This is a genomic window from Pseudoduganella flava (assembly GCF_007830495.1).
GTDB lineage: Bacteria > Pseudomonadota > Gammaproteobacteria > Burkholderiales > Burkholderiaceae_D > Rugamonas > Rugamonas flava.
Window position 1 is genome coordinate 434953 of the sequence record NZ_VLKW01000005.1, and the last position, 26793, is coordinate 461745.

At 68.6% G+C, this 26793-nt stretch carries 23 protein-coding genes and 1 pseudogene; 18 read left to right on the top strand and 6 right to left on the bottom strand.

All coding sequences use genetic code 11. The features are described from left to right. A pseudogene (locus IP92_RS15840) lies at nt 1-203 on the top strand (IS1595 family transposase); the annotation flags it as partial. Between the two features lie 360 nt (nt 204-563). On the opposite strand, the gene IP92_RS29915 reads toward IP92_RS15840, so the two are convergent. Then, nucleotides 564-1055, bottom strand: a complete 492-nt coding sequence (locus IP92_RS29915; RefSeq protein ID WP_158206854.1) for a hypothetical protein — start codon at nt 1053-1055, stop codon at nt 564-566. A 105-nt stretch (nt 1056-1160) separates the two neighbouring features. On the opposite strand from IP92_RS29915, the gene IP92_RS15850 reads away from it, so the two are divergent. The 4 genes from IP92_RS15850 (at nt 1161) to IP92_RS15865 (ending at nt 5504) form a co-directional block, all read left to right on the top strand. Continuing rightward, a complete protein-coding gene (locus IP92_RS15850) occupies nt 1161-2345 on the top strand; it encodes a zinc-dependent alcohol dehydrogenase (protein ID WP_145876571.1) in 1185 nt (394 codons plus the stop codon). A gap of 9 nt (nt 2346-2354) precedes the next feature. Further along, complete coding sequence (locus IP92_RS15855) at nt 2355-2900, top strand: hypothetical protein (protein WP_145876573.1); 546 nt, start codon at nt 2355-2357, stop codon at nt 2898-2900. Nucleotides 2901-2911: 11 nt separating this feature from the next. Then, nucleotides 2912-4426: an FAD-dependent oxidoreductase gene (locus tag IP92_RS15860; RefSeq protein ID WP_145876576.1), complete on the top strand. Its 1515-nt coding sequence runs from the start codon at nt 2912-2914 to the stop codon at nt 4424-4426. Nucleotides 4427-4520: 94 nt separating this feature from the next. Beyond that, nucleotides 4521-5504 carry an alpha/beta fold hydrolase gene (locus IP92_RS15865; RefSeq protein WP_145876578.1) on the top strand — a complete coding sequence of 328 codons (984 nt, stop codon included), beginning with the start codon at nt 4521-4523 and terminating at the stop codon, nt 5502-5504. Between the two features lies 1 nt (nt 5505). Here the strand turns inward: IP92_RS15865 and IP92_RS15870 are convergent, their stop codons facing one another. Next, a complete protein-coding gene (locus IP92_RS15870; protein WP_158206855.1) occupies nt 5506-5922 on the bottom strand; it encodes an NUDIX hydrolase in 417 nt (138 codons plus the stop codon). A gap of 258 nt (nt 5923-6180) precedes the next feature. Here IP92_RS15870 and IP92_RS15875 point away from each other — a divergent pair, with 258 nt between their 5' ends. From IP92_RS15875 to IP92_RS15885, 3 genes are read left to right on the top strand one after another with little or no spacing between them, the layout of a single operon-like run. Next, entirely contained in the window at nt 6181-7422 is a 1242-nt protein-coding gene (locus tag IP92_RS15875) for a hypothetical protein (protein ID WP_145876583.1), read from the top strand. 13 nt (nt 7423-7435) lie between these two features. After that, on the top strand, nt 7436-7870 hold the full coding sequence (locus IP92_RS15880; RefSeq protein WP_145876585.1) for a type 2 periplasmic-binding domain-containing protein: 435 nt from the start codon (nt 7436-7438) through the stop codon (nt 7868-7870). After that, a complete protein-coding gene (locus IP92_RS15885) occupies nt 7870-10518 on the top strand; it encodes a bifunctional diguanylate cyclase/phosphodiesterase (RefSeq protein ID WP_145876587.1) in 2649 nt (882 codons plus the stop codon). Before IP92_RS15880 ends, IP92_RS15885 begins: the two co-directional genes overlap by 1 nt. A 4-nt stretch (nt 10519-10522) precedes the next feature. Here the strand turns inward: IP92_RS15885 and IP92_RS15890 are convergent, their stop codons facing one another. Further along, nucleotides 10523-11011: a hypothetical protein gene (locus IP92_RS15890; protein WP_145876590.1), complete on the bottom strand. Its 489-nt coding sequence runs from the start codon at nt 11009-11011 to the stop codon at nt 10523-10525. Nucleotides 11012-11171: 160 nt separating this feature from the next. Between IP92_RS15890 and IP92_RS15895 the strand changes: the two genes are divergently transcribed. The 5 genes from IP92_RS15895 (at nt 11172) to hmpA (ending at nt 16821) form a co-directional block, all read left to right on the top strand. Next, entirely contained in the window at nt 11172-12353 is a 1182-nt protein-coding gene (locus IP92_RS15895) for a pyridoxal phosphate-dependent aminotransferase (RefSeq protein WP_145876594.1), read from the top strand. A 23-nt stretch (nt 12354-12376) separates the two neighbouring features. Further along, nucleotides 12377-14587 carry a hybrid sensor histidine kinase/response regulator gene (locus IP92_RS15900; RefSeq protein ID WP_145876596.1) on the top strand — a complete coding sequence of 737 codons (2211 nt, stop codon included), beginning with the start codon at nt 12377-12379 and terminating at the stop codon, nt 14585-14587. A gap of 200 nt (nt 14588-14787) precedes the next feature. Beyond that, entirely contained in the window at nt 14788-15012 is a 225-nt protein-coding gene (locus IP92_RS15905) for a hypothetical protein (protein ID WP_145876599.1), read from the top strand. A gap of 55 nt (nt 15013-15067) precedes the next feature. After that, nucleotides 15068-15526, top strand: coding sequence for an RrF2 family transcriptional regulator (locus IP92_RS15910; protein ID WP_145876602.1), 459 nt, complete (start codon nt 15068-15070; stop codon nt 15524-15526). Nucleotides 15527-15639: 113 nt separating this feature from the next. Beyond that, complete coding sequence (gene hmpA / locus IP92_RS15915) at nt 15640-16821, top strand: NO-inducible flavohemoprotein (RefSeq protein ID WP_145876604.1); 1182 nt, start codon at nt 15640-15642, stop codon at nt 16819-16821. A 45-nt stretch (nt 16822-16866) separates the two neighbouring features. Here hmpA and IP92_RS15920 read toward each other — a convergent pair whose 3' ends face one another. Together IP92_RS15920 and IP92_RS15925 are read right to left on the bottom strand one after the other, a co-directional pair. Next, nucleotides 16867-17700: an HDOD domain-containing protein gene (locus tag IP92_RS15920; RefSeq protein ID WP_145876606.1), complete on the bottom strand. Its 834-nt coding sequence runs from the start codon at nt 17698-17700 to the stop codon at nt 16867-16869. Nucleotides 17701-17772: 72 nt separating this feature from the next. Next, a complete protein-coding gene (locus IP92_RS15925; protein ID WP_145876609.1) occupies nt 17773-19056 on the bottom strand; it encodes a D-amino acid dehydrogenase in 1284 nt (427 codons plus the stop codon). A gap of 102 nt (nt 19057-19158) precedes the next feature. Here IP92_RS15925 and IP92_RS15930 point away from each other — a divergent pair, with 102 nt between their 5' ends. Further along, entirely contained in the window at nt 19159-19650 is a 492-nt protein-coding gene (locus tag IP92_RS15930; protein WP_145876610.1) for an Lrp/AsnC ligand binding domain-containing protein, read from the top strand. 45 nt (nt 19651-19695) lie between these two features. Here IP92_RS15930 and IP92_RS15935 read toward each other — a convergent pair whose 3' ends face one another. After that, nucleotides 19696-22404 (bottom strand): collagen binding domain-containing protein, encoded by a 2709-nt coding sequence (locus IP92_RS15935; RefSeq protein ID WP_145876612.1) that lies wholly within the window; start codon nt 22402-22404, stop codon nt 19696-19698. 320 nt (nt 22405-22724) lie between these two features. Here IP92_RS15935 and IP92_RS15940 point away from each other — a divergent pair, with 320 nt between their 5' ends. From IP92_RS15940 to IP92_RS15955, 4 genes are all read left to right on the top strand, one after another. After that, complete coding sequence (locus IP92_RS15940; protein WP_229418814.1) at nt 22725-24305, top strand: hypothetical protein; 1581 nt, start codon at nt 22725-22727, stop codon at nt 24303-24305. Nucleotides 24306-24423: 118 nt separating this feature from the next. Beyond that, nucleotides 24424-24879, top strand: coding sequence for a hypothetical protein (locus tag IP92_RS15945; RefSeq protein ID WP_145876614.1), 456 nt, complete (start codon nt 24424-24426; stop codon nt 24877-24879). A 41-nt stretch (nt 24880-24920) separates the two neighbouring features. Beyond that, on the top strand, nt 24921-26222 hold the full coding sequence (locus tag IP92_RS15950) for an NAD(P)/FAD-dependent oxidoreductase (RefSeq protein WP_145876616.1): 1302 nt from the start codon (nt 24921-24923) through the stop codon (nt 26220-26222). 182 nt (nt 26223-26404) lie between these two features. Beyond that, the coding region (locus IP92_RS15955; protein ID WP_145876619.1) for a DUF4372 domain-containing protein at nt 26405-26793 on the top strand (389 nt) is incomplete at its 3' end.

A 26793-nucleotide genomic window follows, 5' to 3' on the forward strand; every position in this document is an offset into this window, starting at 1 on the left:
ACGCGCGCGGCGCCATTCACGTCAATGGCGTCAACGGCTGGCACAGCCGCTTCAAGACCTGGCTGCGCTGTTTTTGCGGTGTCGCGAGCCGCTACCTGGCCAATTACGCCGGCTGGCAAATGATCCTCGACGCGGCGGTGCTGACCATTCCCGAGCATTGGCTCCGGGCGGCGGTTGCACCCCTGCAGCAGGAGCGACCGTGATCTCTGCGATAAGTTCCGTTCCAGGATGAAAGCTCAGCTAACGCGAACAGCGCCTTCATTTTCCTCGTGGCGATATTTGCAATTTGCTTGGAGTAGTTCCGACCGTTCGACGGCATGTATTCCTACGTGCAGCCGCCGAGTGGCATGACAGAATTGCCATCTCGCCAAGAGCATCCACAAAGCAAAGGAGAATGTTATGAAGACGAAACTCGCAGTGATCCTGGCGGCCATGCTCGTCAGCGCAGGTGTCGCGGCTCAATCGACCAGCTCGCAAAGCACCGACACCGATCAGCAGTCGCAAGTGACGAAGAAGAAACATAAGTCCTCGAAGTCCAAGAAGCACAGCACCGGCGCCCAGGATCAGACCACGTCCGGCGCCAGCGGCACGGCCGGGTCCAGCTCGACCGAGATGAACACCGGCGCATCTGGCACGTCCAGCAGCGGCACGTCCACCAGCGGCACGACCTCCGGCTCGTCCAGCGGCGGCACGACCGGCGGAACCGACAGCTGGCGCGGCGCCAGCGGCACGGCCGGCATGAACAGCACGCCGCCAAGCGGCACGTCGGGCACGTCGGGCACCTCCGGCACGTCGGGTACCGCGGGCTCGTCGGACATGTCCGGCACCTCGGGCACTTCGGGCACGTCCGGTACCTCGGGTACGTCCGGCGCCTCGGGCAGCACCAGCGGCACGTCCAGCTCCGGCATGACGGGCACCACGGGCACGTCCGGCACCTCGGGCACCTCGGGCTCGGGCACCACCCGCTCCGGCGCCGGCACGACCGGCACATCCAGCGGCACGACCGGCACGGGCACGACCGGTACCACCGGCACGACCACGCCGCCGCTGCCCACGCGCTGATCGGCGCGCGCAACGAGCCGCCTGCGGGCGGCTTTTTTTCGTCTCGTGTTTGCCGCGGCGCCACGCACGGCGCCGCCACCCGATAAGAGGAGAATCCCATGCTGGCGATGAATTACCGCGGACCGTTCCGCGTCCGTGCCGACCACAAGCCCGATCCCGTCATCGAACACCCCGGCGACGCCATCGTGCGCGTCACCCGTTCGTGCATCTGCGGCTCCGACCTGCACCTCTACCACGGCCTCGTGCCGGACACCCGCGTCGGCACGACGTTCGGCCACGAGTTCGTCGGCATCGTCGAGGAAGTCGGTTCGCAGGTCACGAAGCTGAAAGTCGGCGACCGCGTGCTGGTGCCGTTCAACGTGTTTTGCGGCTCGTGCTTCTTCTGCCAGAAGGAGCTGTACGGCAATTGCCACAACACGAATCCGCAGGCCTCGGCCGTGGGCGGCATCTACGGCTACTCGCACACGGCGGGCGGCTATGACGGCGGCCAGGCCGAGTTCGTGCGCGTGCCGATGGCCGACATCGGCCCCACCGTGCTCCCGGCCGATCTGCATGAAGACGATGCGGTGCTGCTGACCGACGCGCTGCCGACGGGCTACCAGGCCGCCGAGATGGGCGACATCAGCGAAGGCGATACGGTCGTCGTGTTCGGCGCCGGCCCGGTCGGCATCTTCGCCGCCAAGTCGGCATGGCTGTTCGGTGCCGGCCGCGTGATCGTCGTCGACCACGTCGAATACCGCCTCGACTTCGTGCGCCGTTACGCGCAGTGCGAGGTCGTCAACTTCCGCGAAGTGGGCGACATGGCCATGCACATCAAGAAGATGACGGACTGGTTGGGCGCCGACGTGTGCATCGACGCCGTCGGCTGCGAGGCGGCCGGCAACGCGGCGCAGACGCTGTCCGGCGTGTACGCGATGATGCAGGCCGGCTCCGCCACCGCGCTGCACTGGGCGATCAACTCGGTGCGCAAGGGCGGCAACGTGTCGATCGTCGGCGTGTACGGCCCCACGTTCAACGCGGTCCCGATCGGCAATGCGCTGAACAAGGGCCTGACCTTGCGGATGAACCAGGCCAGCGTGAAGCGCCACCTGCCGCGCCTCATCGAGCATATCCAGGCTGGCCGCATCGATCCGAAACAGATCATCACGCACCGCGTGCCGCTGGAAGAGGTGGCCGATGCGTACCACATCTTCTCCAGCAAGCTGGATAACTGCATCAAGACGGTACTGATCCCGCCGTCGGCCCGCGAGGTACGGGCCGTCGCATCCACCGCGCTGCATTGAGGAGGGCATATGGCACACGAACATCACGAACATGGGCATGACCATGGCCACAGCCACGACGTGGCCGTGTTCCAGCACGGCCGCCCGCCGGTCGACCGCTCGGCGATCCAGGGCTGGGGCGCGGACCTGGACCGCAAGAACCGTCCCGGCGTGCCGATGGAGCGCACGCCGCCGCGCATCGACGCGCCGCTGACGCAGCCGGAGCAGCAGCCGGAAACCGTCGAGGTGCTGGTCTCGCCGGAACGGCCCGGCATCACGCCGCTGTACGGCAGCCCGAATCCGCCGCGCGGCGTGTCCGGCATGCTCCGCCGCGCCGCGTTCAAGGAAACCGAGAACGACCTGCGGCACTGGTGGCTCCTGATGCTGGCCGACCGCGTCGACGTCGTCGAAGGGCTGGTCGAGGACCTGGCGCGGGGCCACGTGCCGAATGTTCTGGGCGAGATGGGCATCAAGGCCGAATGGCAGCACAACAAGCGCGGGTTGGCGCAGAAGGCCGCCATCGGTGCCGCCGCGGCGGGCATCGCCTGGTATCTGCTGAAGCGCCGCCGCGGCTGACGGGGGGCCGCATGCGTACCAACGCCGCCACGGTCTCCCTGTGGACGGACACCGCGCAGGTCCCCGTCCACCCGCCGCTTGAAGGCGACACCACGGCCGACGTCTGCGTGGTCGGCGGCGGCATCGCCGGCCTGACGGCGGCCTACCTGCTGGCCAGGGAAGGCCGCTCGGTCGTGCTGGTCGAGGCGCTGCAGGTGGGCGCCGGCGAAACAGGCCGCACCACCGCGCATTTCTTCCCGCCGGACGAGCGCTACTTCGAGATCGCCAGGCGCTTCGGCGACGCCAAGGCGCGCCTGCTGCGCGACAGCTACGAACGCGCGACCGATCTCGTCGAATCGATCGTGCAGGCCGAGAGCATCCAGTGCGACTTCCTGCGGCTGGACGGCTACCTCGTGCCGGCCGAGAGCGGCGGTGCGGACGTGGTCGACCGCGAGCACGCGTGCGTGCAGAAGCTCGGCATCGCGGCCACGCGGCTGCTGCGCGTGCCCGGCCTGGAGTGGGACACCGGCCCGGCGCTGTGCTTCCACCGCCAGGCGCAATTCCACCCCGTCAAATACCTGGCGGGCCTGACGCGCGCCGTCAAGCGCCTCGGTGGCCGGATCCACGGCGACACGCGGGCGCGCGACGTCAAGGGCACCGACGTCGTCACGGAGAAGGGTACCGTGCATGCGCAGGCCGTCGTCGTGGCGACGAACACGCCGTTCAACAACCGCTTCGTGATGCACACGAAGGTGGCGCCATACCACTCGTACGTCGTCGGGCTGAAGGTGCCGCGCGGTGCGCTGAAACCTTTCCTGTTGTGGGACACGGGCGATCCGTACTACTACGTGCGGCTCGATGCGCAGCAGGAGGAACGCGCGTACGACATCCTCGTCGTCGGCGGCCAGGACCACAAGACGGGCCAGGAAGGCGCGCCGCAGCACCGCTGGGACGAGATCGAGGCGTGGACGCGCCGGCGCTTCCCGCAGGCGCAGGAAGTGGCGTACCGTTGGTCCGGCGAGGTGATGGAACCGTCCGACGGCGTCGCCTACCTGGGCCGCAATCCCACCGACCGGGCCAACGTGTACGTGATCACGGGCGACTCCGGCAACGGCATGACGCACTGCACGGCCGGCGCGATGCTGATCACGGACCTGATCATGGGCCGCGCGAATCCGTGGGTGTCGCTGTACGACCCGGGCCGCTCGCCGCTGCACGGGTTGACGGACTTCGCGATGGAACAGGCCAATGTGCTGGCGCAGTACACCGACTGGCTGCAGGGCGGCGAAGTCAGCGCGCCGGACCGCATTCCGCCGGGCGAGGGCGCGCTGATCCGCGATGGACTGAAGCTGATGGCGGTGCACCGCGCCGAGGACGGCAAGCTGACGTTCCTGTCGGCCGCCTGCCCGCACATGGGTTGCGCCGTGCACTGGAACTCGGCGGAAAAATCGTGGGACTGCCCGTGCCACGGTTCGCGCTTCGACATCGCGGGCCAGGTGCTGCACGGGCCGTCGAACGCGCCGCTGGCGCCGGCCGGGCCGACATAGCAGGCGGGGCGGCGGCAGGGTAGAATCGACCGGCGGCCGTCGTGGCCGCCGTGTCGAGAGGGCCTGCGATGAGCCGTTACCGGATGCTGCTGGCGTGCGCGCTGCTGCTGGCCTGCGTGGCCGGGCAGGCCAACGACGACCTGCCCGCGCCGCAGGAGGCGCGGGTACCCTCCGACCCCGGCGTCGTGCTGGCCGCCACGCTGCGTCTGCCGGCCGGGCCGGGGCCCCATCCCATCGTGCTGCTGCTGTCCGGCGGCGGGGCGAGCCGGCGCGGCGTGTTCAACGTGCTGGCCGATCGCCTGCTGGCGCTGGCATCGCCACGTTCGAATACGACAAGCGCGGTGTCGGCGCATCCACCGGTACCTTCGTCGATGCGCTCCCGCTGATGGAACGCGACGCCGCCGCGGCGGTGGCGTACCTGCGCACGCGCAAGGACATCGATCCGCGCCGTATCGCACTCGTCGGCCTGAGCCAGGGTGGCGTCGTCGCGCCGGTGCTGGCCGCCCGCGATCCGGCGATCGCCGCCGTGGTGACCTTGGCCGCGCCCATCGGCAAGCGCGGTGCGCCGTTCATGCTGGGCCTGCGCAGCCGGCTTGCCGCGCAGGGGACGCCGCCAACGGCCATCGAACACATCGCGGCCGCGGTACACCAGTGGATGGAGGCGCGGCTCGCCGATGCGGCGCCGGCCGAGGTGGCGCGCCTGCGGGCCGGCGCGGTGGCGTCATTCGGCGCGACGGGCGCGACGATAGCGCAGGCCGAAGGGATGGTGGCGCTGCTCGATACGCCGGCACTTCTGTCGATGTACGACTCCGGCACGGCAGACGATTTCCAACGCATCCGCGTCCCCGTGCTGGCGCTGTTCGGCAGCGGCGACGACGTGCTGGCGCCCGGCACGGTGGCCGCGGCGAAGGCCGCGCTGGACGGCCATCCGACCGCCACGATCGTCGAGATTGCGGGTGTGAACCACGTCTTCCAGGAGCCCGGCGCGGCCGGCGTCGGGTTGCCGGCCGTGTCGGCGCCCGCGCTGCTGCGGCTCGTGCCGCCATGGCTGGCCGAGCGCCTGGCCCGGCCGCGCTGAGCTACCAGTCCAGCGCCAGCAACCGCTCGGCCATCCTGGGCCAGCACAACGTGCGCACATCATCCCGGCTGGCCCAGCGGAAGCCATCCACTTCCGGCGTCGCGGCGCCCGTCACGCGGTGCGGGAAGAAGCTCGTGCAGGACAGGTGATCGAGCGAGCACAGTTCGTCGCCGACGTCCACGCGGAACAGGTGCAGCCGCTTGTCGCGGCGGTAGTCGAACACGCCCAGGTCGGAGAAATGCTCCGGCGCGAACTCCAGTCCGGCCTCCTCGAACAGCTCGCGGCGGGCCGCCTGCAGCGGCGTTTCGCCTGGATCCTGCAGGCCTTTCGGGATGTCCCAGTTGCGTGTGCCGGTCACGTGGCACAGCAGCAGCTGGCCGGCGCCGTTGACGATGAGCGTTCCACAAGACGTATCCAAAAGTTCATCCTTTGTTTGCGATAAGTCCATTCTACTGTTGTATCGACGACGGTTGGCGCTGCTTTTTGGGTAGTTCCTTGAGGAAACTAATCGACAGTCACCGGCCCGTCCCTTAAAGTGAGCTCATCCGCGCGGTCCCCGATCCCCGTGCCGCGCTCCGCTTGACATTTCGTTGACGGCGGTTCCGCCCAATCTCTTGTTTTTTTGATCTTGTTGCATGCATTCGTGCGTGCTTGCCCATCCATGGCCCGACAAAAGATGAATTCGACGCATCGTATATCGCTGTTCCTTCCCGCCGCGCTGGTTGTTGCGCTGGGCGCGGACCCTGGCGCGGCCAGGGCGGACACGCAGTGGACGTTCGGCGGCTTCGGCACGCTGTCCGCCGTGCATTCGACGGAAACCCAGGCGGACTATACGGCCAGCCAGATCGCGCGCGGCAGCGCCGGCTACAGCCGCGACTGGGCATTCGACGTGGACAGCCGGCTGGGCGCGCAACTGGGCGCGCAGTTCGACAAGCACTGGTCGGCGGTGGCGCAGGTCATCGAGGAGCGCGCGGCGGACGCCGCGTACCGGCCACGCGTGGAATGGGCCTACGTGAAGTACCAGGTGACGCCGGAGCTGTCGGTACGGGCCGGCCGCATCGCGCTGCCGCTGTTCCTGGCGGCGGACTACCGCAAGGCCAGCTACGCGCTGCCCTGGGTGCGCACGCCCGTCGAGCTGTACATCCTGATGCCGATCTCGAACAGCGACGGCGTCGACGCGTCGCTGCGCTGGAATGGCTGGGGTACCAAGCAGGAAACGCAGGCGATCGTCGGCCGTTCGGCGATGCGCCTGGGGGGAAACGTGCCAGGCAAATCGGAGAACGTGCTGGGCCTGACGCACACGGCGACCGTCGGCGCGCTGACCTTGCGCGGCACGGTGGCGCAAGCGCACCTGAAGGTGGACGAGGCGCGGCCGTATTTCGACACGTTTCGGGCATTCGGCCCGGCGGGCCGGGCGCTGGCCGAGCGTTATGACTTCACGTCGCGCCGCGTGTACGTGCTGTCGGCCGGCTTCAACTACGATCCGGGTCGCTGGTTCCTGATGGGCGAGGTGGGCCGCGTCGACACGCGCGCGCTGCTGGGCGACCAGACCGGCGGCTACCTGAGCGGCGGCTGGCGCCTCGGCAGCGTGACGCCGTACGTCACGTATGCGCAGGTCGAGAACAATATGGAGACGAGTTCGCCCGGTGTGCCCGCCGCGGGCCTGCCACCGGCGGCCGCGCGCACCGCGCAGCAACTGAATGCGGGCCTGAACAGCTGGCTCGCTTCGAACGCCGAGCAACGCACCGCGAGCGCCGGCATGCGCTGGGACTTCGCGCCGAACTACGCGTTCAAGCTGCAGCTGGACCGGGTGCGCCCGCACGGCGGCACGTCGGGCACGCTGACGAACGTGCAGCCGGGCTACCGGATCGGCCATCCGTTCGGCGTCGCCAGCGTCGCCATCGACTTCGTGTTCTGACGGGGTGGCGACGATGAACCGACAACGCCGAAAGACGCTGCTCGCGCTGGCGCTGGGAACCCTGGCGGTGAGCCCGGCCCACGCATCGGACCTCGTGGTGATCGTGTCCGCCCGCGCGGCCGCCGCGGCGCTGCGGCCCGAGCAGGTGGCCGACATCTTCCTTGCCGAAGCCAACCGCTTCCCGGACGGCAGCGAGGCGATCGCGATCGACCAGAACATCGGCTCGCCGCTGCGCGACGAATTCTACGAGAAGGTGGCGCACCGCTCGCCGGCGCTGATGAAGGCCTACTGGACCAAGATGATCTTCACGGGCCGCGGCCAGCCGCCGCGCGAAGCGCCCGGCAGCGCCGCCGTCAGGAAGCTCGTCGCCGACAACCCCGGCATGATCGGCTACATCGAGCGTTCGGCGCTCGATGCCACCGTCAAGGCCGTGCTGATGGTGCGCTGATGACGACCCCCCGTCCCGACAACCGGCTGGTGCGCTGGCTGCGCCTGGGCCTGGAAACCTATGTGTCGCTGCCGCTGTTCGCGGTACTGCTGCTGGCGATGATTTGGGCCTTCACGTTCCACTTCCTGGCGAACGAGCGCGCCGCGGCCGGGCAGGCCGCGCGCGAATCCGTGCTGGAACTGCTCGATACCTACGAGGCGCAGGTGGCGCGCAACCTGAACGGCATCGACCAGACCCTGAAGCTGATCAAGTACGCGGCCGAGCGCAAGGGCGCCGGGCAGGCGCTGCCCGAACTGGCGCAGGAAGGGCTGCTGCCGCCCGGTCTCGTGTTCGTCGTCAGCATCGCCGACGCGGGCGGGCACGTGGTGGCCAGCAATCCGGCCGCGCCAAGCCAGTCGGTCGAGCGCGAGCGCTACTTCCAGTTCCACCGCGAGCGCGACTCCGGGCAGCCGTACGTTGCGGAGACGATGCGCGACAGCGCCCGCAGCGAGTGGCACCTGCACTTCACGCGCCGCCTGAACGGGCCCGGCGGCACGTTTGCCGGCGTCGTGATCCTCGAGGTCGATCCGGCCTATTTCACCAGCGGCTACGAGCGGACCCGCCAGGGCGACCGCGGCCTGCTGGCGATCGTCGGCGCGGACGGCGTGATGCGCGCCGCCCGGGTCGGCGAGCGTGCGTCATGGGGGCAGCGCATCGACCTGGCCGCGTGGACCCGGCCGGCCGCGCAGCCGTGGGACGTGGGGCTGGACGGCGTGCGCCGCTACACGGCCGCGCGGCCGCTGCGGGCGTATGGCCTGGTGGCCGTCGTCGGCCTTGCCGAAGCGGAGCAGATGGCCGGCTACGAGCAGCAGCGCCGCACCCACCTGTGGGAGGCGGGCGTCGCGTCCGTCCTGCTGGTGCTGCTGGTGGGGATCGTGTGGGCATGGTCGTGGCAGGGCGCCAAGACGCGCCGGCGTATCCGCCGCGCGCAGGAAACCTATGCCGCCGCGTCGGAAGCGAACATGGACGCGTTCTTCGTGCTGCGTGCGGTTCGCGGCGCCGACAAGGACATCACCGACTTCCGCATCGTGTCGGCGAACTCGCGCGCCGAGCAGATGACGGGCCGCAGCAAGGACCAGTTGCGCGGGCACACGCTGTGCGAATGGATGCCGGGCGCGCGGCAGAACGGCATGTTCGAGCGGCTGTGCAAGATCACGGTGGCGGGCGGCACCTACCAGGAAGAGTGGCACAACGACATGCCGGAATTTCGCGCCGAATGGCTGCACTGGCAGGTCGTCGGTGTCGAAGGTGGCGCGGTGGCGATCCTGCGCGACATCACCGAGCGCAAGCGCGACGAGGCGCGCATCGTCCACATGGCCCATCACGACGCGCTGACGGGGCTGCCGAACCGCAGCCTGATCGGCGACCGCCTGGAGCAGGCGATCCGCCAGGCCGAGCGCACCAGGAGCGAAGTGATGGTGGCATTCGTCGACCTGGACAGCTTCAAGCTCGTCAACGACAGCCTGGGACACACGGCCGGCGACGAGCTGCTGCAGGCGGTGGCCGGGCGCATGGTCGACTGCGTGCGCAAGGCCGATACCGTGGGCCGCTTCGGCGGCGACGAATTCGTGCTGGTGCTGCCGCAGTCCGGCGACGACACCGACCGCGCCGCGCTGCTCGACAAGGTGCTGGCCGCCGTCGTGCAACCCGTCGTGCTGGACGGCCAGCCGGTGCAGGTCAGCTGCTCGATCGGCGCGGCGGTCTTCCCGCGCGACGGCGGCGATCGCGACACGCTGATGATGAATGCCGACGCGGCGATGTACCGGGCCAAGGAGCTGGGCAAGAACAACTGCCAGTTCTACGCCCACGAGATGAACGCCACGCTGGAAGAGAAGCTGGCGCTGATGGACGGGCTGCGCAAGGCCGTCGGCGCAGGCCAGCTGCGCCTCGTGTACCAGCCGAAGGTGGACCTGGAAACGGGCCGCGTGTTCGGCGTCGAGGCGCTGGTGCGCTGGCAGCATCCCGAGCGCGGCCTGGTGCGGCCGGACGTGTTCATCCCGCTGGCCGAGGAGAGCGGCACGATCGTCGCGATCGGTGAATGGGTGCTGCGCGAAGCGTGCCGGCAGGCGCGCCGCTGGCAGGAAGACGGGCTGGCGCCGATCAGCGTGTCCGTCAACGTGTCGCCGCGCCAGTTCGACGACCGGCGCCTCGTCACCCGCGTCTCCGAGGCGCTGGCCGAGTCCGGGCTGGACGCGCGGTGGCTGGAACTGGAAGTGACGGAAAGCCTGATCATGCGCGACGTGCAGCAGGCCGTCGACAAGATGCGCGAGCTCGAAGCGATGGGCATCGCGCTGTCGATCGACGACTTCGGCACCGGCTATTCGAGCCTGGCCGCGCTGAAGTCGTTTCCGATCAGCCGCCTGAAGATCGACAAGTCGTTCGTGCGCGACCTGGCCCACAGCGCGGACGACCAGGCCATTGCCCGCGCCATCATCTCGCTGTCGCACCAGTTGCAGATGCGGGTAATCGCCGAAGGGGTCGAGACGGAGCAGCAGCGCGCGTTCCTGGCGCAATACGGCTGCGACGAAATGCAGGGCTACCTGTTCTCGAAACCGGTGCCGGCCGACGACATCGGCACGATGCTGGCGCGCCGCCCGCTGGCCGCCTGAATCCCTACAGCAGCGGCCCGCCCGGGCCGGACTGCGGCGCCGGCTGCCCGGCCACGCAGTCGGCCACGTATTGCGTACGCCCGCCGCCATCGACGACGCGGCCGGTGACGACGTTCACCTGGCGCGCACGCATCTCGCCGCGCAGCTCGTCGGTGCAGAAGCGCTGCTGCCACGCGGCCTGGCGCGCCGCGTTGGCGGCATCGTCGCGCGCCTTCAGCAGGCTGGCGTCGGCCGTCTCGAACGTCACCCGGTAGCCCTGGCGGGGCCGGGCCAGCTGTTCCTCGGTAGCCACGTACTTCATGCCCGCCATCCCATCCTGCAGCGCGCGGCCATAGCGCTCGATGCGCGCAGCCGCCGGTTGCGCGGTCTGGTCGGCCGCGGCGCGCGGCGGCGGTGTGCGCGGCCCGAACAACGCCCACCCGGCCAGCGCCGCCAGCACGACGGTGACCGCGGCGGCGGTGCCCAGCAAATACGGGTGCAATGCGCGGTTCATCTCGATCTCCTGTTGGCGGCATTATAGAGTTAGACTGTCGATAGCACAGCTCTGCCACGTTTGGCCGCACAGGCGCGCACGATATGTTCGAAGCACACACATAAAAATTGCATTTTGGTAAAATGTGTCGATAACTTCACTACAAATAAGAAAGCGAGACATGCACGTATCGAAGCGCATCGCAGCGGCCCGGCCGCTCGCCACCACCGCCATGCATGAGCGTGTGGACCTGTTGAAGCTGCAAGGAGAAGAGGTGATCGACTTCTCGATCGCCATCTCGCATTTCCCCGCTCCCGAATCCGTGCGCGCCGCCGTGCGCGCCGCCGTCGAGGAGCCGCTGCTGCCGTACACCGCGGTCGGCGGGGCCGTACCGCTGCGCGCCAAGCTGGCCGCCAAGCTGGTCGACGAAAACCATATCACCGCCGAAGGGCACCACGTGATCGTCACGAACGGCGCCAAGCAGGCGCTGTATCAATCGCTGTACGTGATGACCGACCCGGGCGACACCGTGATCGTCATGCGGCCGCACTGGCCCGCCTACGTGGCCACGTCCCAGCTGCTGGGGCTGGACATCGTGCTGGTCGACCAGCCGGACGTCGTCGATGCCGCATTCCTGGACCGCCTGCCGCGGGCCAAGGTGCTGATCGTGAACAATCCGCACAACCCGACCGGCAAGGTGTACACGCAGGCCGAACTCCGTCACATCCGCGACTGGCTGCGTGCCCGCGGCTCCCACTGCATCGTCGACGAGAGCTACGAAAAGCTGATCTTCGACGGCGAGCACCACAGCCTGGCCGCCTGCGCTGACTGGGAAAAACTGGGCATCGTGACGATCTTCTCGGCGTCGCAAAGCTACGCGATGATGGGCTGGCGCGCCGGCTTCGCCTGCGCCCCGGCCACGTGGGTGAAGGCGATGGAGGCGCTGCAGGGGCCGATCACGGCGGCCGTGCCGGCGCTGACGCAGGTGGCGGCCGAGGCGGCGTTCGCCGTCGGCGACGTGCCCGAGTTGCTGGCCGACTACCGGGTGCGGTGCGACCTCGTCGTGCGCATGTTCGAGCCGGTGCCGTGGATCGCGATCGCCGCGCCGGATTCCGGCCCTTACCTGTGGGGCGACATCACCGGCCTGACGCTCGACACGGTGGCCTTCGCCGAAACGCTGATCGAGGAGTTCCGCGTCGCGATCATGCCGGGCGAGGCGCTGGGCTGCCCGGGCTTCATCCGCATCGGCTACATCGCCGACGACGAGGCCACGCTGCGGCGCGGCGTGGAGGCGATCATCGCGCTGGGCAACCGGCTCGCCGCCCGCGGCGCCGAACGTCCCGCCGCACGGGTCCCAGGCTGACAGGGGCCGCGCCCGTGCCTCGCATGAACAGCTTGCGCGGGCGTTTGATCCTGCTCGTCGCGCTCGCGATCACGCCGATGGCGGCGATGACGGTGCTGACGGGCTTGCGCGAGCGCGAGCACGCGATCGAGGTGGCGCGCGAGAACCTGCAGCGGGTCGCCAACCTGGCCGCGGCCAACGAGGCGCAGTCGATCGAGGGCGCGCGCCAGATCCTGCGCGACCTGTCGTCGATCCCGGACCTGCTGGGCAACCAGGAAGACTGCAGCGTGCTGCTGTCCGACATCCTGTCGAAGAACACGGACTACGTGAACTTCGGCCTGATCCAGCTGAACGGCGACGTCACATGCAGCGCGGTGGCCTCGGTGGGCCTCGTCAACCTGGCCGACCGCGTGCATTTCCGGCGCGCCGTCGCCGAGCGGCGCTTCATCGCCGGCAGCTACGTGTTCGGCCGCGTGATCGGCCGGCACACGATCAACCTCACTTACCCCGTCATCAAGAGCGATACCGTCGTCGCGGTGCTGTTCGCGGCGATGGACCTCGTCGAGCTGGACAAGTTCGTGCTCGACGTGCAGCTGTCGCCCGGCTCCGTGCTGTGGACCGTCGACGGCGAAGGCACGATCATCTCGCGCCGGCCCGATCCCGCCGCGTGGTTCGGCAAGCCGATCACGCCGCAGCTGCGGCAGGCGGCCGCATTGCTGCCGAAGGTGCCGATCGTGCTGACGGACGACGACGGCGTCGAGCGGCTGTACGCGTTCGCCCGCGTCGGCAAGCCGGACATCTCGGACTACACGGTGATGATCGGCATACCTTATGAAGAGATCGTGGCGGCGGCCACCCGCGACCAGTTGATCGCGATCGTCGGCCTCGTCGCGACGATCACGCTGGCGCTGCTGGCGGCGTGGTTCGGTGGCGACGTGCTGATCGTGCGGCGCGTGCAGACGCTGGCCAGCACGGCGGACCGGATCGCCTCCGGCTCGCTCGATACGCGCACCGGCATGCGCTACGAGAACGAGGAAATCAGCCGGCTGGCGCGCTCGCTGGACGAGATGGCGCAGGCGCTGCAGAAGAAGGAACTGGAACGGGATGCGGCGGCCGCCTCGCTGCAGGCGGCGGACCGGCGCAAGGACGAATTCCTGGCGATGCTGGCCCACGAGCTGCGCAACCCGCTGGCGCCGATCAGCTCCGGCGCCCAGGTGCTGCGCATGGCGCATGCGGACAACCCGGCCGTCGCCCGTACCGCCGAGATCATCGCCCGTCAGGTCGAGCACATGACGCGGCTGATCGACGACCTGCTGGACGTGTCGCGCGTCACGCGCGGCCTCGTCAAGCTCAATCGCCAGCCGCTGGACCTGCGCAGCGTCGTCGAGGACGCGGTGGAGCAGGCCTACCCGCTGTTCAAGTCGAAGCGCCAGCAGCTCGAACTGGACATCCCCGACACCCCGATGGGCATCAACGCCGACCACAAGCGAATGGTGCAGGTGGTGGCGAACCTGCTCAACAACGCCGCCAAGTACACGCAGGAATACGGCCACATCCGCGTCACGTTGCAGCGCGACGGCGCGGTGGTGCGCCTCGTCGTGGCGGACGACGGCATCGGCATGGCGCCGGAACTGGTGACGCGCGTGTTCGAGCTGTTCACGCAGGCCGAGCGCACGTCGGACCGGTCGCAGGGCGGCCTTGGGCTGGGACTGGCGCTGGCGCGCACGCTCGTTACGCTGCACGGCGGCTCCGTGCGCGCGGAAAGCCCCGGCCTGGAGCAGGGCAGTTCCTTCACCGTCGAGCTGCCGTACGAGGAGCTGCCGGCCGCCGTGCCGCCGGGGGGCACCGCGCCCACGCCCGACACGGAGCGCCGCCCGGGCCGGCTGCGCTGCCTCGTCGTCGACGACAACATCGATGCGGCGCAGACGCTGGCGCTGTTCCTCGAGGCTGCCGGGCACGACGTCTACGTGGCACACCGCGCCGCCGAAGGGCTGGAGCTGGCGCGCGCCCATGCGCCGCAGGTGTGCTTCCTCGACATCGGCCTGCCGGACATCGACGGCAACCAGCTGGCCCAGCGGCTGCGCGCGCTGCCGCAGACGGCGCAGGCCCAGCTGATCGCCGTCACCGGCTATGGCCGCAAGGAAGACCAGGAGCGCTCGATCGCCGTCGGCTTCGACCATTACTTCGTCAAGCCGATGGACACGACGAAGCTGGTCAACCTGCTGTCGGTGCTGATGCCGGAGACGGCCCACTGAAGGTTATGCTGTGAAAGCTGGTGCGCCAAAATTGCATGCGTTCACCCCAACGGCAAAAGCTGGGGTCAGACCCGTCGGGTCTGACCCCGGGGTTTGGGTCTGGGTTTGTCTTACGCAAAACGGGCGCACTGTTTGGCCCAGTGCGCTTGCTGCACCATCCCGTGCGCGCGCGGCGCACAGGCGGCGCTAGACTCTCGCCGATGAAACGCTATCGCAATCTGGAAGGGCACTCGGGCGTGCTCGCCTACGACATCCGGCCCGACGCCATCGCCGTCAAGTTCGTCGGCGGCGACGTCTACGAATACACCTACGCGGTCACCGGGCGCGAGCGGGTCGAGCGGATGAAGGCGCTGGCCACGGCAGGGCGCGGGCTGTCCACGTACATCTCCCAGCACGTGCGCGAGGACTACGAGCGCAAGCAGTGAAGCGGGGGCCTGAGTCCGGCGGCGCGGCCCGGGCCGCGTATAATGGCGCTGCACCATGAGACTGACGACCTTCACCGACTACACGCTGCGCTCCCTGATGTACCTGGGGTTGCACCGCGACCGCCTGGCCACGATCCAGGACATCGCGGACCTGCACGGCATCTCGAAAAACCACCTGACGAAGGTGATCCACCAGCTGGGCATCTCCGGCCTCGTCGAGACCGTGCGCGGCCGCAACGGCGGGCTGCGCCTGAAGCGCGAGCCGGGCGACATCAATATCGGCGCCGTCGTGCGCGCCAGCGAATCCGATTTCCACATGGCCGAGTGCTTCGACCCGGACAGCGCCGGCTGCGCATTCTCCGGCGCCTGCGGCCTGCAGGGCAAACTGCACGAAGCCACCGAAGCCTTCCTGGCCGTGCTGGACGGCGTCACGCTGGCCGACCTGCTGCCCGGCGCGCGCAAGCAGGAACACGCGATCCTGCGGCACATGCCGCAGCGCCGGCCCGCGCCATAACCTCGATCAAGCCGCGGTGACACGGCGGTGGGACATTTTGTCCTATTTTGCGCGCGTCGTTAAACATGCAGAATGTATGCATGTTTAACGACGCGAGCCAAAAGGAGATTCCCATGCTGTCAGCCGAACACCGCGCCATCGTATCCGCCACCGTTCCGATCCTCGAGCAGGGCGGCGAGGCGTTGACCCGCCACTTCTATCCGATCCTGTTCCGCGACTACCCGGCGGTGCAGCCGTATTTCAACCAGGCGCACCAGCACAGCGGCGCGCAGCAGCGCGCGCTGGCGAACGGGGTGCTGATGTATGCGAAGCACATCGACAAGCTCGATCAACTGGGCCCGCTGGTGGCGCAGGTCGTCGCCAAGCACGTCTCGCTGAACATCCTGCCGGAGCACTATCCGATGGTCGGCGCGAGCCTGCTGAAGGCGATCCGCGAGGTGCTGGGTGCCGAGGTGGCAACGGATGCCGTGCTGGAAGCATGGGGCGCGGCGTACGGCCAGCTGGCCGACATCCTGATCGGTGCCGAAGGCCAGGTCTACCAGGCGCAGGCGCATGCGCCGGGCGGCTGGAACGGCTTGCGCCGCTTCGTCGTCGCGGCCAAGCGTCACGAGAGCATTGAAATCGCCTCATTCGTGCTGCGCCCGGAAGATGGCGGCGCCGTGATGGACTTCCTGCCGGGCCAGTACATCGGCGTGCGCGCCGTCATCGGCGGCGTCGAACAGCGCCGCAACTATTCGCTGTCGGCCGCGCCGAACGGCAAGACGTACCAGATCAGCGTGAAGCGCGAGCAGGGCGGCAAGATGTCGAACCACCTGCACGACCAGGTGGGCGAGGGCGACGTGCTGGAACTGCTGCCGCCGTCCGGCGCGTTCACGCTGGCGGACACGCAGCGCCCGGTCGTGTTCATCACGGGCGGCGTCGGCATCACGCCGGCGCTGGCGATGCTGCCGGCCGCGCTGGCCGCGGGCCGCGAAGTGCATTTCATCCACGCGGCGCGCCATGGCGGCGTGCATGCGTTCCGCGACCACGTCGACGAGCTGGCCGGCCGCCACCCGCAACTGCGCCGCTACTACGTGTATGCGGAACAGATGGAAGGGCAGCCGGAACCGGATGCGGTGGGCCTGATCGACCGCGACAAGCTGGCGGCAATGCTGCCCGCGTCGCGCGACGTGGACGCGTATTTCCTCGGCCCGCAGCCGTTCATGCAGGTGGTGAAGCGTTCGCTGCGCGAACTGGGTGTGCCGGAGAACCAGACGTACTACGAGTTCTTCGGTCCCGCAGCGGCGCTGGCCTGACGGGGTAACGCAAGAAGGGGTAATACAATTCGGTGAGCGGGGCGCTCAGACCAGCAGTGCCGCGTTCATCGATGCGACATCCTTTTCCGCCTCGGCCAGCAACCGCTTGGCCATCTCCTCGTCGATGAACAGGTCGACGACGGACTCGGCTTGCGGGGTTTCCTCGCGCGGCTGCGCCAGCGGCGATGCGACGGGGGCGAAGTGGTTCGCCAGCAGCAGCGTGTCGAGCAGGCTTTCGGGCGGCACGCCCAGGAAGCCGTCGCGCAGGCCTTCGATCGCGCTGGCGACGGGTTCGGGGATGCCCAGCTTGTTCATCACCTCGCGCGTGATGATTTCTTCGCTGGCGGGCTGCCAGTTGTCCGGATCCGGTTCGAGCAGGCCCGGGAATTCGTCGGCGCGCGACAGCAGGTAGAAGCCGCCCACCTCGTGCACGATGCCGGCGAACAGCGCCGTGTCCGGGTTCACCTCGGTGACGTCGCGGGCGATCAGGCGCGCCAGGCAGGAGACGTGGACTGTGTGCTGCCACAGCTGTTCGGCCTTCTCGCGCAGCGCCTTGTCGGCGATCTTGCTGCCGAACTGGCGCACGACCATCGCGGCGGCCAGCGCATACAGATTGTGGTAGCCGACGCGGGTGATCGCCGCGCGCACGTTCGTCACGGTGCTGCCGCTGCGGTTGAACATCGCGGAGTTGGCCAGCGCCACGGTGCGGGCAGCCAGCTGCGGCTCGGCGAGCACGAGGCGGATGGCCTCGTCGATCGGCGTGTCGGGATCTTCCAGCGCAAGCTGCACGCGCAGGGCGGCGTTGACACTGGTGGGGAACACGAGATCGCCCCTGATCGCGAGCGCGGCAATGTGCCCGAAGGCTTCCAGTTTATTCATGCCCAAATTATACGCACCGGCCGATCCGCGCACAATCGACGCGGCACGGGGGTGTTGGGCAGGCGCACGCCGTCAGGCGCCGGCCAGCCGCGGCTGGCGCGCGGCGCCGGCGCGGCGATAGCGTTCCACCGACAGGTCGTCCGCGTAGATCGCCGGGCGCTGCGCCGACATGATGTCGGCCAGCAGTTGCGCGGAACCGCAGGACATCGTCCAGCCCAGCGTGCCGTGGCCCGTGTTGACGAACAGGTTGCGCACCGGCGTGCGGCCGACGACCGGCGTGCCGTCCGGCGTCATCGGGCGCAGGCCCGTCCAGAACGTGGCCTCGGCGGTGTTGCCGGCACCGGGGAACAGGTCGCCCACGACCATTTCCAGCGTGGCGCGGCGGCGCGGGTTGAGGCGCTTGTCGTAGCCGGCGATCTCCGCCATGCCGCCCACGCGGATGCGTTCGTCGAAACGGGTGACGGCGATCTTGTAGGTCTCGTCCAGGATCGTCGACGTCGGCGCCCGGTCCGCATTCACGATCGGCACCGTGATCGAATAGCCCTTCAGCGGGTACACGGGAATGTCCACCAGGCCTTGCAGCAGCGGCGTCGAGTAGGCGCCCAGCGCGACCACGTACGAATCGGCGGTGACGCGCTCGCCGGCGCACTGTACGCCGGCGATCTCGCCGCCGGCCACGTCCAGGCCCATGATGTCGACGTTGTAACGGAACTTCACGCCCAGTTGCTCGGCCATCGCCGCGAGGCGCGTCGTGAACAGCTGGCAGTCCCCCGTCTCGTCGTTCGGCAGCCGCAGGCCGCCCACCAGCCGTTCGCTGGCGATGCCCGGCTCGACGGCCAGCAGCGCGCGGGCGTCCAGCAGTTCATACGGCACGCCGGTTTCCTTCAGCACCTCGATATCCTTGGCCGCATCGTCCATCTGCTGCTGGGTGCGAAACAGCTGGGTCGTGCCTTGCTGGCGGCCTTCGTAGACGATGCCGGTGGCGGCGCGCAGCGCCTTGAAACAGTCGCGGCTGTATTCGGCCAGGCGCACCATGCGCTCCTTGTTGACGGCATAGCTGTCGGCATTGCAGTTCTTCAGCATCTGCCACATCCACTGCAGCTGGAACAGCGTGCCGTCCAGCGTGATCGCCAGCGGCGCGTGGCGCTGCACCATCCATTTCATCGCCTTCAGCGGAATGCCGGGCGCGGCCCAGGGTGACGCGTAGCCGGGCGAGATCTGCCCGGCGTTCGCGAAACTGGTCTCCAGCGCAGGCCCGCTCTGGCGGTCCAGCACCGTGACCTCGTGCCCGGCCTTGGCCAGGTAGTAAGCCGTGGTGACGCCGATGACGCCGCTGCCGAGAATGACTACGCGCATGTATGCCTCGAGATAGGAATTGTTGTCAGTGGATTTTTACTATGATAAGTTTGTTTCTCCAGTGATTGTTACTATAAATAACGCAGAAAACAGGAAAAATTCATGCGAACGCAAAAAGAGTCAGTGCGCGGGCTGGACAAGCTCGACCGCAAGATCCTGCGCCTGCTGCAGGACGACGGGCGGATGTCGATGAAGGATCTGGCCGAGCAGGTGGGGCTGTCGATCACGCCGGCGATCGAGCGCGTCAAGCGGATGGAGCGCGACGGCGTGATCACCGGCTACCACGCCCGGCTGAACCCGGCCGCGCTGGGCGCCACCTTGCTGGTGTTCGTCGAGATCACGCTGAACCAGAAATCGGCCAGCCACTTCGAGCAGTTCCGCCGCGAGGTGCTGCGCATTCCCGAGGTGCAGGAATGCCACCTCGTGTCGGGCGACTTCGACTACCTGATCAAGGCGCGCATCCATGAGATGGCCGAGTACCGCAAGCTGCTGGGGGACATGCTGCTGAACCTGCCCGGCGCGGCGCAGTCGAAGAGCTATGTGGTGATGGAGGAGATCAAGGAGACGCTGGTGCTGGCCACCGGCGGGGCCTGAGGCGCCGCCGGCGCGGCGCCAGGCAACACCCGCGGCGCTGGACGTTTACTCGCCCGACAGGCGCACCTGCAGGTGGTGGTACTGGCCCACGCGCGGCCAGTAGCGCTGGTTGTCCCAGTTGCCCACGGCCAGGTCGAAGTTGCTGCCGTTGACGGTGACGCGGCCCGTCATCAGTAGCCGCCGCCCCCAGTCGCCGCCGGAGATGCCCGCCGCATCCGGGCCGCCGCGGATGTAGTTCACTTCGCGCACGCCGGCGATGGCGGCCACCTTGTCGATGCCGGCCCGGCTGGCAAGCACCCATGCCTTCACTTCCGCCGCGGCGGCCTGGCCCGTGGCCTTCGTGGCCGGGTCCGTGCTGGCCTGCAGCGGCAGTTCCTTGATGCGGGCGACAAGGCGGCGGTAGTTCGACAGGCCGCTGTCCGGATTCGCGCCGCTGAAGGTGTAGAAGTGGTACAGCGTGAATTCGCCGCCGCGGCCGTGCGTCGCATGGCCCAGGTTGTTGCCGTGCTCGCCGGAGAAGTCGTTCACCGGCGGCAGCTGGGCGGCGTTGCGGACCAGCCAGCGGTAGGCGTAATCGGACACCCAGTCGTCGCCGCCCGGCTCGCGCATGCCATAGCGGGCCAGTCCTGCCGGCGCGTGCCACAGCGGCCATTTGCCCGGCGCGCGGCGCTCGGCCGTCAGCACCGTGCCATCGGCGGCCTGTGCCGTCACGACAAAGCGGTAGTGCATCACCAGCGAGCTGTCGAACGCGGCGCGCTGCGCCGATACCATCGCCGGCGCCGGCTTGAACGTCAGCGGTGTGCGGATGGTGTCGCCGGCCAGCTCCACGTCCTGGCCCGGCGCCTCGCTGAGCACGGTCAGCGTGTCGTCGCGCAGTTCCGTGTCGACCTGCACGTTGGTAACGACGGCATCGGCCGGCTTGCGGATGTCGAGCTGGGCCATGCGGTGGAACACATTGGTGGCACCGTCGTCGGGCATGCTGTAGCGGCGCAGGTCGTTGTCGACGATCTGCGGGTCCTGGGGCAGCACGAGGCCGTCGATGATCATGCCGCGGTCCAGGCGCAGCGATGCGGCCAGCGAGGCCGCGTAGCCGGACATGTTGTAGCTTGCCGTGGTTTCACCCACCTCCAGGATCAGCTCGCCGTCGGCGTCGGCGGTCGCGGCCGCCACGTCCAGCTCGTGTTCGATGGTTCCCGTCCGGTTGTCGCGGCCCCATTGCGTGTCGACGGCGCGCGGCTGGCCGTTGCGCCGCGCCTCCGTGAACAGCACCTTGCCGGAATGGCCGTCGTACACGCGCACGAAGTAGGTGTCGTTCGGTGGCTGGCCGCCGTACAGCCGGGTCGCCTCGTAGGCCAGCGTGACCGCGGCCGTGCCGCGCGGCACCGCCAGCGCCGCCGTGCGCACGGTCGTGCCGGCATCGACGGACTCCGCTTCGACGTCGACCCTGCGGTCGGCCGGGTCGGCCGGCGTGGCCGGCAGCGCCGCGTGCAGCTCGGCTGTGCCGCGCAGTTGCAGCGGCTCGGCGGTGCGGCTGCTGTCCGGGTCGACGAGGGCCAGGACGCTGTAGTGGCGGCCGGCGCGTTCGACCGTCGCGGTGACGCGCACCAGGCCGGAGGGCAGGAGCGGCAGCGTGAAGTTGCCGTTCGCATCCGTGACGGTCGACTGCACGGCGCCGGCAAGGAGGCTGCGGCCGACGACCGTGATGCCGCCCAGGTCCATGCCCGGCTCGGACGGCGGCCGCGCCAGCGAGCTGACGAGCGGCATGCCCGACGCGAGATGCGCCGTCATGCGCACGCGGTAGGGCGTGCCCGCGGCGTCGAGCCCCGTCACGAGGATGGCCTGGGTGCCGGCGGTCGTGTTGTTCAGCGCGGCAGGCTGGACGCAGCGGATCGTGCCGTCCGGATCGACCGTGAACCATTCCGTCATGTCGTACAGCGTGCTTTCGAACGCGTCGCGAAATTCCACCCCGGCCAGGTCGGTGAGCCGGATCGGGCTGCCGTCCGGCTTCGTCAGGTGGCCCGTCAGCGCGGCCGGGTTGCGCTGCAGTGTCGAGTGTAGCACCTGGTCGAAGCGCAGCGTCGCGTCGCCGAACACTTCGCCGTCGTCCGTCAGCACGATGTCGGCGGCGTTCGGCAGGTCCGGCGTCAGCACGAGGTGCGCCAGCCCCACGCCGGTGGGCGCGCGGCGGGCGGCGATCCACTGCTGCGTGACGGGAACGCGCACGGTGGCCTGGCTGCTCGCGTCCGTGACGGCGCGCACGGCACCGTCGACAACGATGCCTACGCCGCTGCCCGCCAGTGCGCCCAGCGGCTGCGCCGGGTCGCCGGAATAGGTGCGCACGGTAACCGTCAACGCCACCGTCGACTCGTCCGGCAGCGGCGTGCCGGCGGCGGCAAGCTCGTAGGTAAACGGCTGCCGGCGCTGGTTCGCGAAGCGCACGGTCACGGAGACCGCGGCGCCCGGCGCAAGCAGGCCGAGCGGCAGCGGCACGGCGACCAGTGCGTTCTCGGCCGCGTCCAGGCCCGTGTGCCAGGCCACCGCGACGCCGGGCGTGGACAGGTTCTTCACCGTCAGCGTGAACGGCGCGGCGATCGGGAAGGAAGAGGTGTTGGTGATGGTGACGACGCTGTCGGACACGTTCGCGGTGGCGCTCAGCACCGGCGTGGTCATCGTGATGGCGACGCTGTCGGTGACGTCCTGGGCTGCCCGTGCCACGCCGCACGCCAGCACGAGGGTGCATGCGGCAAGGAACAAGCGCCAGAGCGTTGCAGCTGCGGCGCGACAGCGACATAAGCGCAGGCGGGTAGTGCCTGCAATGAATGGAATGCGCATCGTTTCTCCTGGTTGAGTAAGGTACAGATGCAACGGTAGTTGCCGCACGGAACTCGTGCCTTAAGGAAACGCACGGCGCGCCCCCCAGTCCGCGCCACGTCAAACACACTGTTGTAAAGGCGCCGCCACACGGCGGTCCATGCGGCGCCTGCGGCAGGCGCCGCACCGTTGGCGTGCGCGGGCCGGCGGCGGTGCGCTTCCGCTAAAATGTCATCGAGGCATCAACCATTGAGGGGACCGTCGTGCCGACCACCGAACCGCCGCACATCACACCCGCCGCACCCGAGCACACGTTGAAACTGCGGACCCTCGACGAGCACTTGTGTACGGACCAGAGCTTCGCGTCGGCGCTGGCTCGCTTGCTGGGCGCAATCGCCGTCGGCGACGACGGCAGCGTGACCTTGGCGCAGTTCGCGGCGGTGACGGACCTGGCCGGCGAAGGCAAGGCATCGGCCGTGTTCACGGCGCTCGTGCTGAACGCGATCGAATCCGGCGTGACGATCGAGTGGGCGATGAACGCGCTGGCGCGCAGCAGCCAGCCGGCCGAGCTGGCGGCGCGCGAAGGCGCCTTCGCGATGATGAAGCCGCTGATGGCGCTGCATGGCACGCGCGCCCGGCCGCTGGCGCAGAAGGCGGCGCGTGCGCTGGGCTTGCGGCTGACGCCCGAGCACTATTTCGGCCTGCCGCCCGAAGAGGAACGGCGCCTGTTGAACAACCTGGGCACGCAGGCGCGCAAGCTGGTCAAGGGCAAGGGCCTGGTGGACGCCGTCGCCCAATTCGGCCGCGACACGGGCCAGGTCGAGCTACTCAATCACGCCCGCGGCTTCAATGGCGGCATGATGACGCAGGAGCAGTTGCGCGAGGTCGTGCAGCGCGCCGTCGACACGATCGAGCAGGGCATCGCCACCTACCAGGAAAAGGCCGCCGCGCCGCTGGCGCCGGAGGCCGGCGCGGCCAGCCTGGCGGCGACGGCCGAACAGTTGCGCCAGCAGGTGCTGCAGCGCCTCGCCCTGGTGGACTCGCGCATCGCGTACGAGCGACGCATGCTGTGGCAGGACATCGACGATGCGGTGCACGACGCGGGCAACGCGATCGAAGTGGCGATCGCCGAACGCCTCGACAACGAGCAGTGGAAGGACGAGCAGGTGTGGTCGAGCATCGCGCGCGAGCAGTTCGCCCGCGAGATGGAGCACCGCATCGACCGCGTGGCGCGCCGCAAGCAGGAGGCGCTGGACCTGCTGCACCACGACCTGCGGCTGTTCCAGTCCGACATGCGCATCACGCAGGCCGAAGCGTTCACGCGCCAGCACAATGCGGCGCTGGCGCGCCTGATGCCGCGGCTGCGCATCGGCACGCGGCTCGTCAACACGGTCGACACGGCCGCCAACCTGACGTTGATGGGCAGCGCCGTCGCCGCGGCCGGCACGGGCACGGCGGCCTACCTGTTCGGCGTGGCGGTTGTCGTGCCCGTCGTGGCGCCGGTGGTGCCGATCGTCGGTGGCGTCGTGCTGCTGGCGTCCGCGTTCAAGTGGGCGACCGATACGAACAAGCGCAAGCGCGAAGAAATCCGCGACAAGCGCCGCGCGTTCGAGGAAGAGCTGCGCCGGCGCATGAAGGAGGCTGAGGAAAGCTTCATCGGGCAGTTGGATCGGATCGGCGCCGCGTTCTACGAATCGGCCACGGCGCTGCTCACGCCGCTGATGCTGGAAGCGGAGGCGGCGGGGCGCATCCAGAGCATGCGCAAGCGGATCGCCGACAAGGTGATCAACCAGGCGCAGGGAGCGATCGGCCAATTGCAGGGGGCGCTGGCGAAGGCTGCCTGACGCGGTGTTACTTGTTGTGTGCAACTGTTGTGTGCGCTGGCGAACACACGGGCGCGATCCGGACCACTACAATGGGGCCGGGCCACGGCCCATCTTTTTGTTCAGATCTTCCGCTCACATGAAAACTTCCATCTTCGCCGCCAGCCTCCTGGCACTGTGCTGTTCCGCCTCCGCCCAGGTTTCGATCACGGTCGGCCAACCCAACTTCTACGGCCGCATCGACATCGGCGGCTACGCGCCGCCGCCCGTCGTCTACGCGGAGCCCGTCATCGTGCGGCGTCCCGCCCGCCTGATCGAGGAACCGCTGTACCTGCGCGTACCGCCGGGCCATGCGAAGCACTGGAGCAAGCACTGCGGCAAGTACAACGCGTGCGGCCGCCGCGTGCTGTTCGTGCGCGATGACTGGTATCTGAACGACTACGCGCCGCGCTACCGCGAGGAGCACCACGGCGGGCGCGGCCCCGATCATCGCGACTATCGCGATGACCGCGACGACCGCGACGACCGCGGTCATGGCAAGGGTCACGGGAACGGCCATGGCAATGGCCACGGCAGGGGGCACGGCCGCGACTGAACCCGACACCAGGCGCACGCCATCATTTCAGGGAGGACCGTTTGCAAAGCAAATATGTGATCGTGGGAGGAGGGGCGGGCGGCCTGGAGCTGGCCTGCAAACTGGGCCGCAAGCTGGGAGCAGGCAGCGTGATGCTCGTCGACAGCCGGCTGTATCACATCTGGAAGCCGTCGCTGCACGAAGTGGCGGCGGGCACGCTGGACATCCACGCGGAAGGGCTGTCCTACCAGATGCTCGCGCACGACAATCACTTCACCTATGTGTACGGGGCGCTCGAGGCGCTCGATGCCGCCGCGCACACGATCACCGTCGGCCCCATCGAAACGCAGTCCGGCACGCATGGCACCGAGGTCGTGCTGCCGCGCCGGACGATCGGCTTCGAGTCGCTGGTGCTGGCGGTAGGCAGCACGTCGAACTATTTCGGCGTGCCCGGCGCGGCGGAGAACACGATCGCGCTGAACGCCACCGAGGACGCGGAACGCTTCCGCCTCACGCTGCTGAAACTGCTGGCGAAGGCGGCCACGGAACAATCCGAGCAGGGCGTGGACATCGTCATCATCGGCGGCGGCGCGACCGGCGTGGAACTGGCCGCCGAACTCCGCGAGGCGAGCGGCGTGTACGCGGCCTACGGCTTCGGCGACCTGAAGCCGATGCGCGACGTGCGGATCACGATCATCGAAGGCGCGCCGCGCATCCTGGCGCCGCTGCCGGAACGCGTGTCGGCCGCCGCGGCGGAGCTGCTCGCCGAACGGGGAGTGCGCGTCGTGCCGGACACCCGCGTCACGCAGATCGACGCCGACAAGGTCACCGTGCAGAAGGGCGACGTGTACCCGGCCGACATCGTCGTCTGGGCGGCCGGCATCAAGGCGCCGGACTTCCTGAAGAACCTGGGCCTGCCGACCGTGAAGGGCGGTCAGGTGGATGTCACGCCCGAGCTGGCGGTCAAGGGATTCCCGGACATCTATGCGCTGGGCGACTGCGCGCTGTGCGTGGGCGCGGACGGCAAGCCCGTCCCGCCGCGCGCCCAGGCCGCCCACCAGCAGGCCGACTACCTGCTGGACGCGCTGCTGCGCCGCGAACGGGGCCAGCCGCCGCGTGGCAAGCCGTATGTGTACCGGGACTACGGGTCGCTGGTGTCGTTCGGGCAGCAGACGTCCGTCGGCAGCCTGATGGGCTCACTGCAGGGCAAGAACTGGTTCGTCGAAGGCGTCTTCGCCCGCATGATGTACGCCAGCCTGCACCTGATGCACCACCAGGCCATCATGGGCACGCTGCGCACGGCCGTGCTGGCCCTGGCCCGCTTCCTGATCAAGCGCACCACGCCGATGGTGAAGCTGCACTGATCAAAGCTGCACAGCGCAAACATTTCCAAAAATCGGGGTCAGACCCAGTAGTGTCCCAACGTCGCAGCGGTCGGACGCCGTAACCGTCTGATTCGAAGAGGGATTTTGCCCTTTTAGTCTGGTCTCGATTTCAATTTCTGGCGCAGACTTGGAGCCTTTGCGGGAAACCGCGAAGGGCTCCTATGCACAAGGGCAAACTCGTCTTCGCGCAGGTCATGACGCATCTGCCGCTTACTACGTTTAGGCGCTGCGTCGCCGCGCATCGCGGAGACTTCAAGGTGAAGGAATTCACTTGCCTGGACCAGTTCTTCGCGATGGCGTTCGCCCAGCTCACGTACCGTGAGTCCCTTCGTGACATCGAGCTCAATCTCAGAGCTCAAGGGGCGCGCCTGTATCACATGGGCTTTCGCTGCTCGACGATTTCCCGTAATACGCTGGCCAATGCCAACGCGACGAGACCTTGGCAAATCTATGCCGATCTGGCCCAGCACTTGATCGGCATCGCCAGGCCGCTGTACGCAAGCGATCCGTTCGGCGTGGACCTCGACGCGACGGTGTACGCCTTTGATTC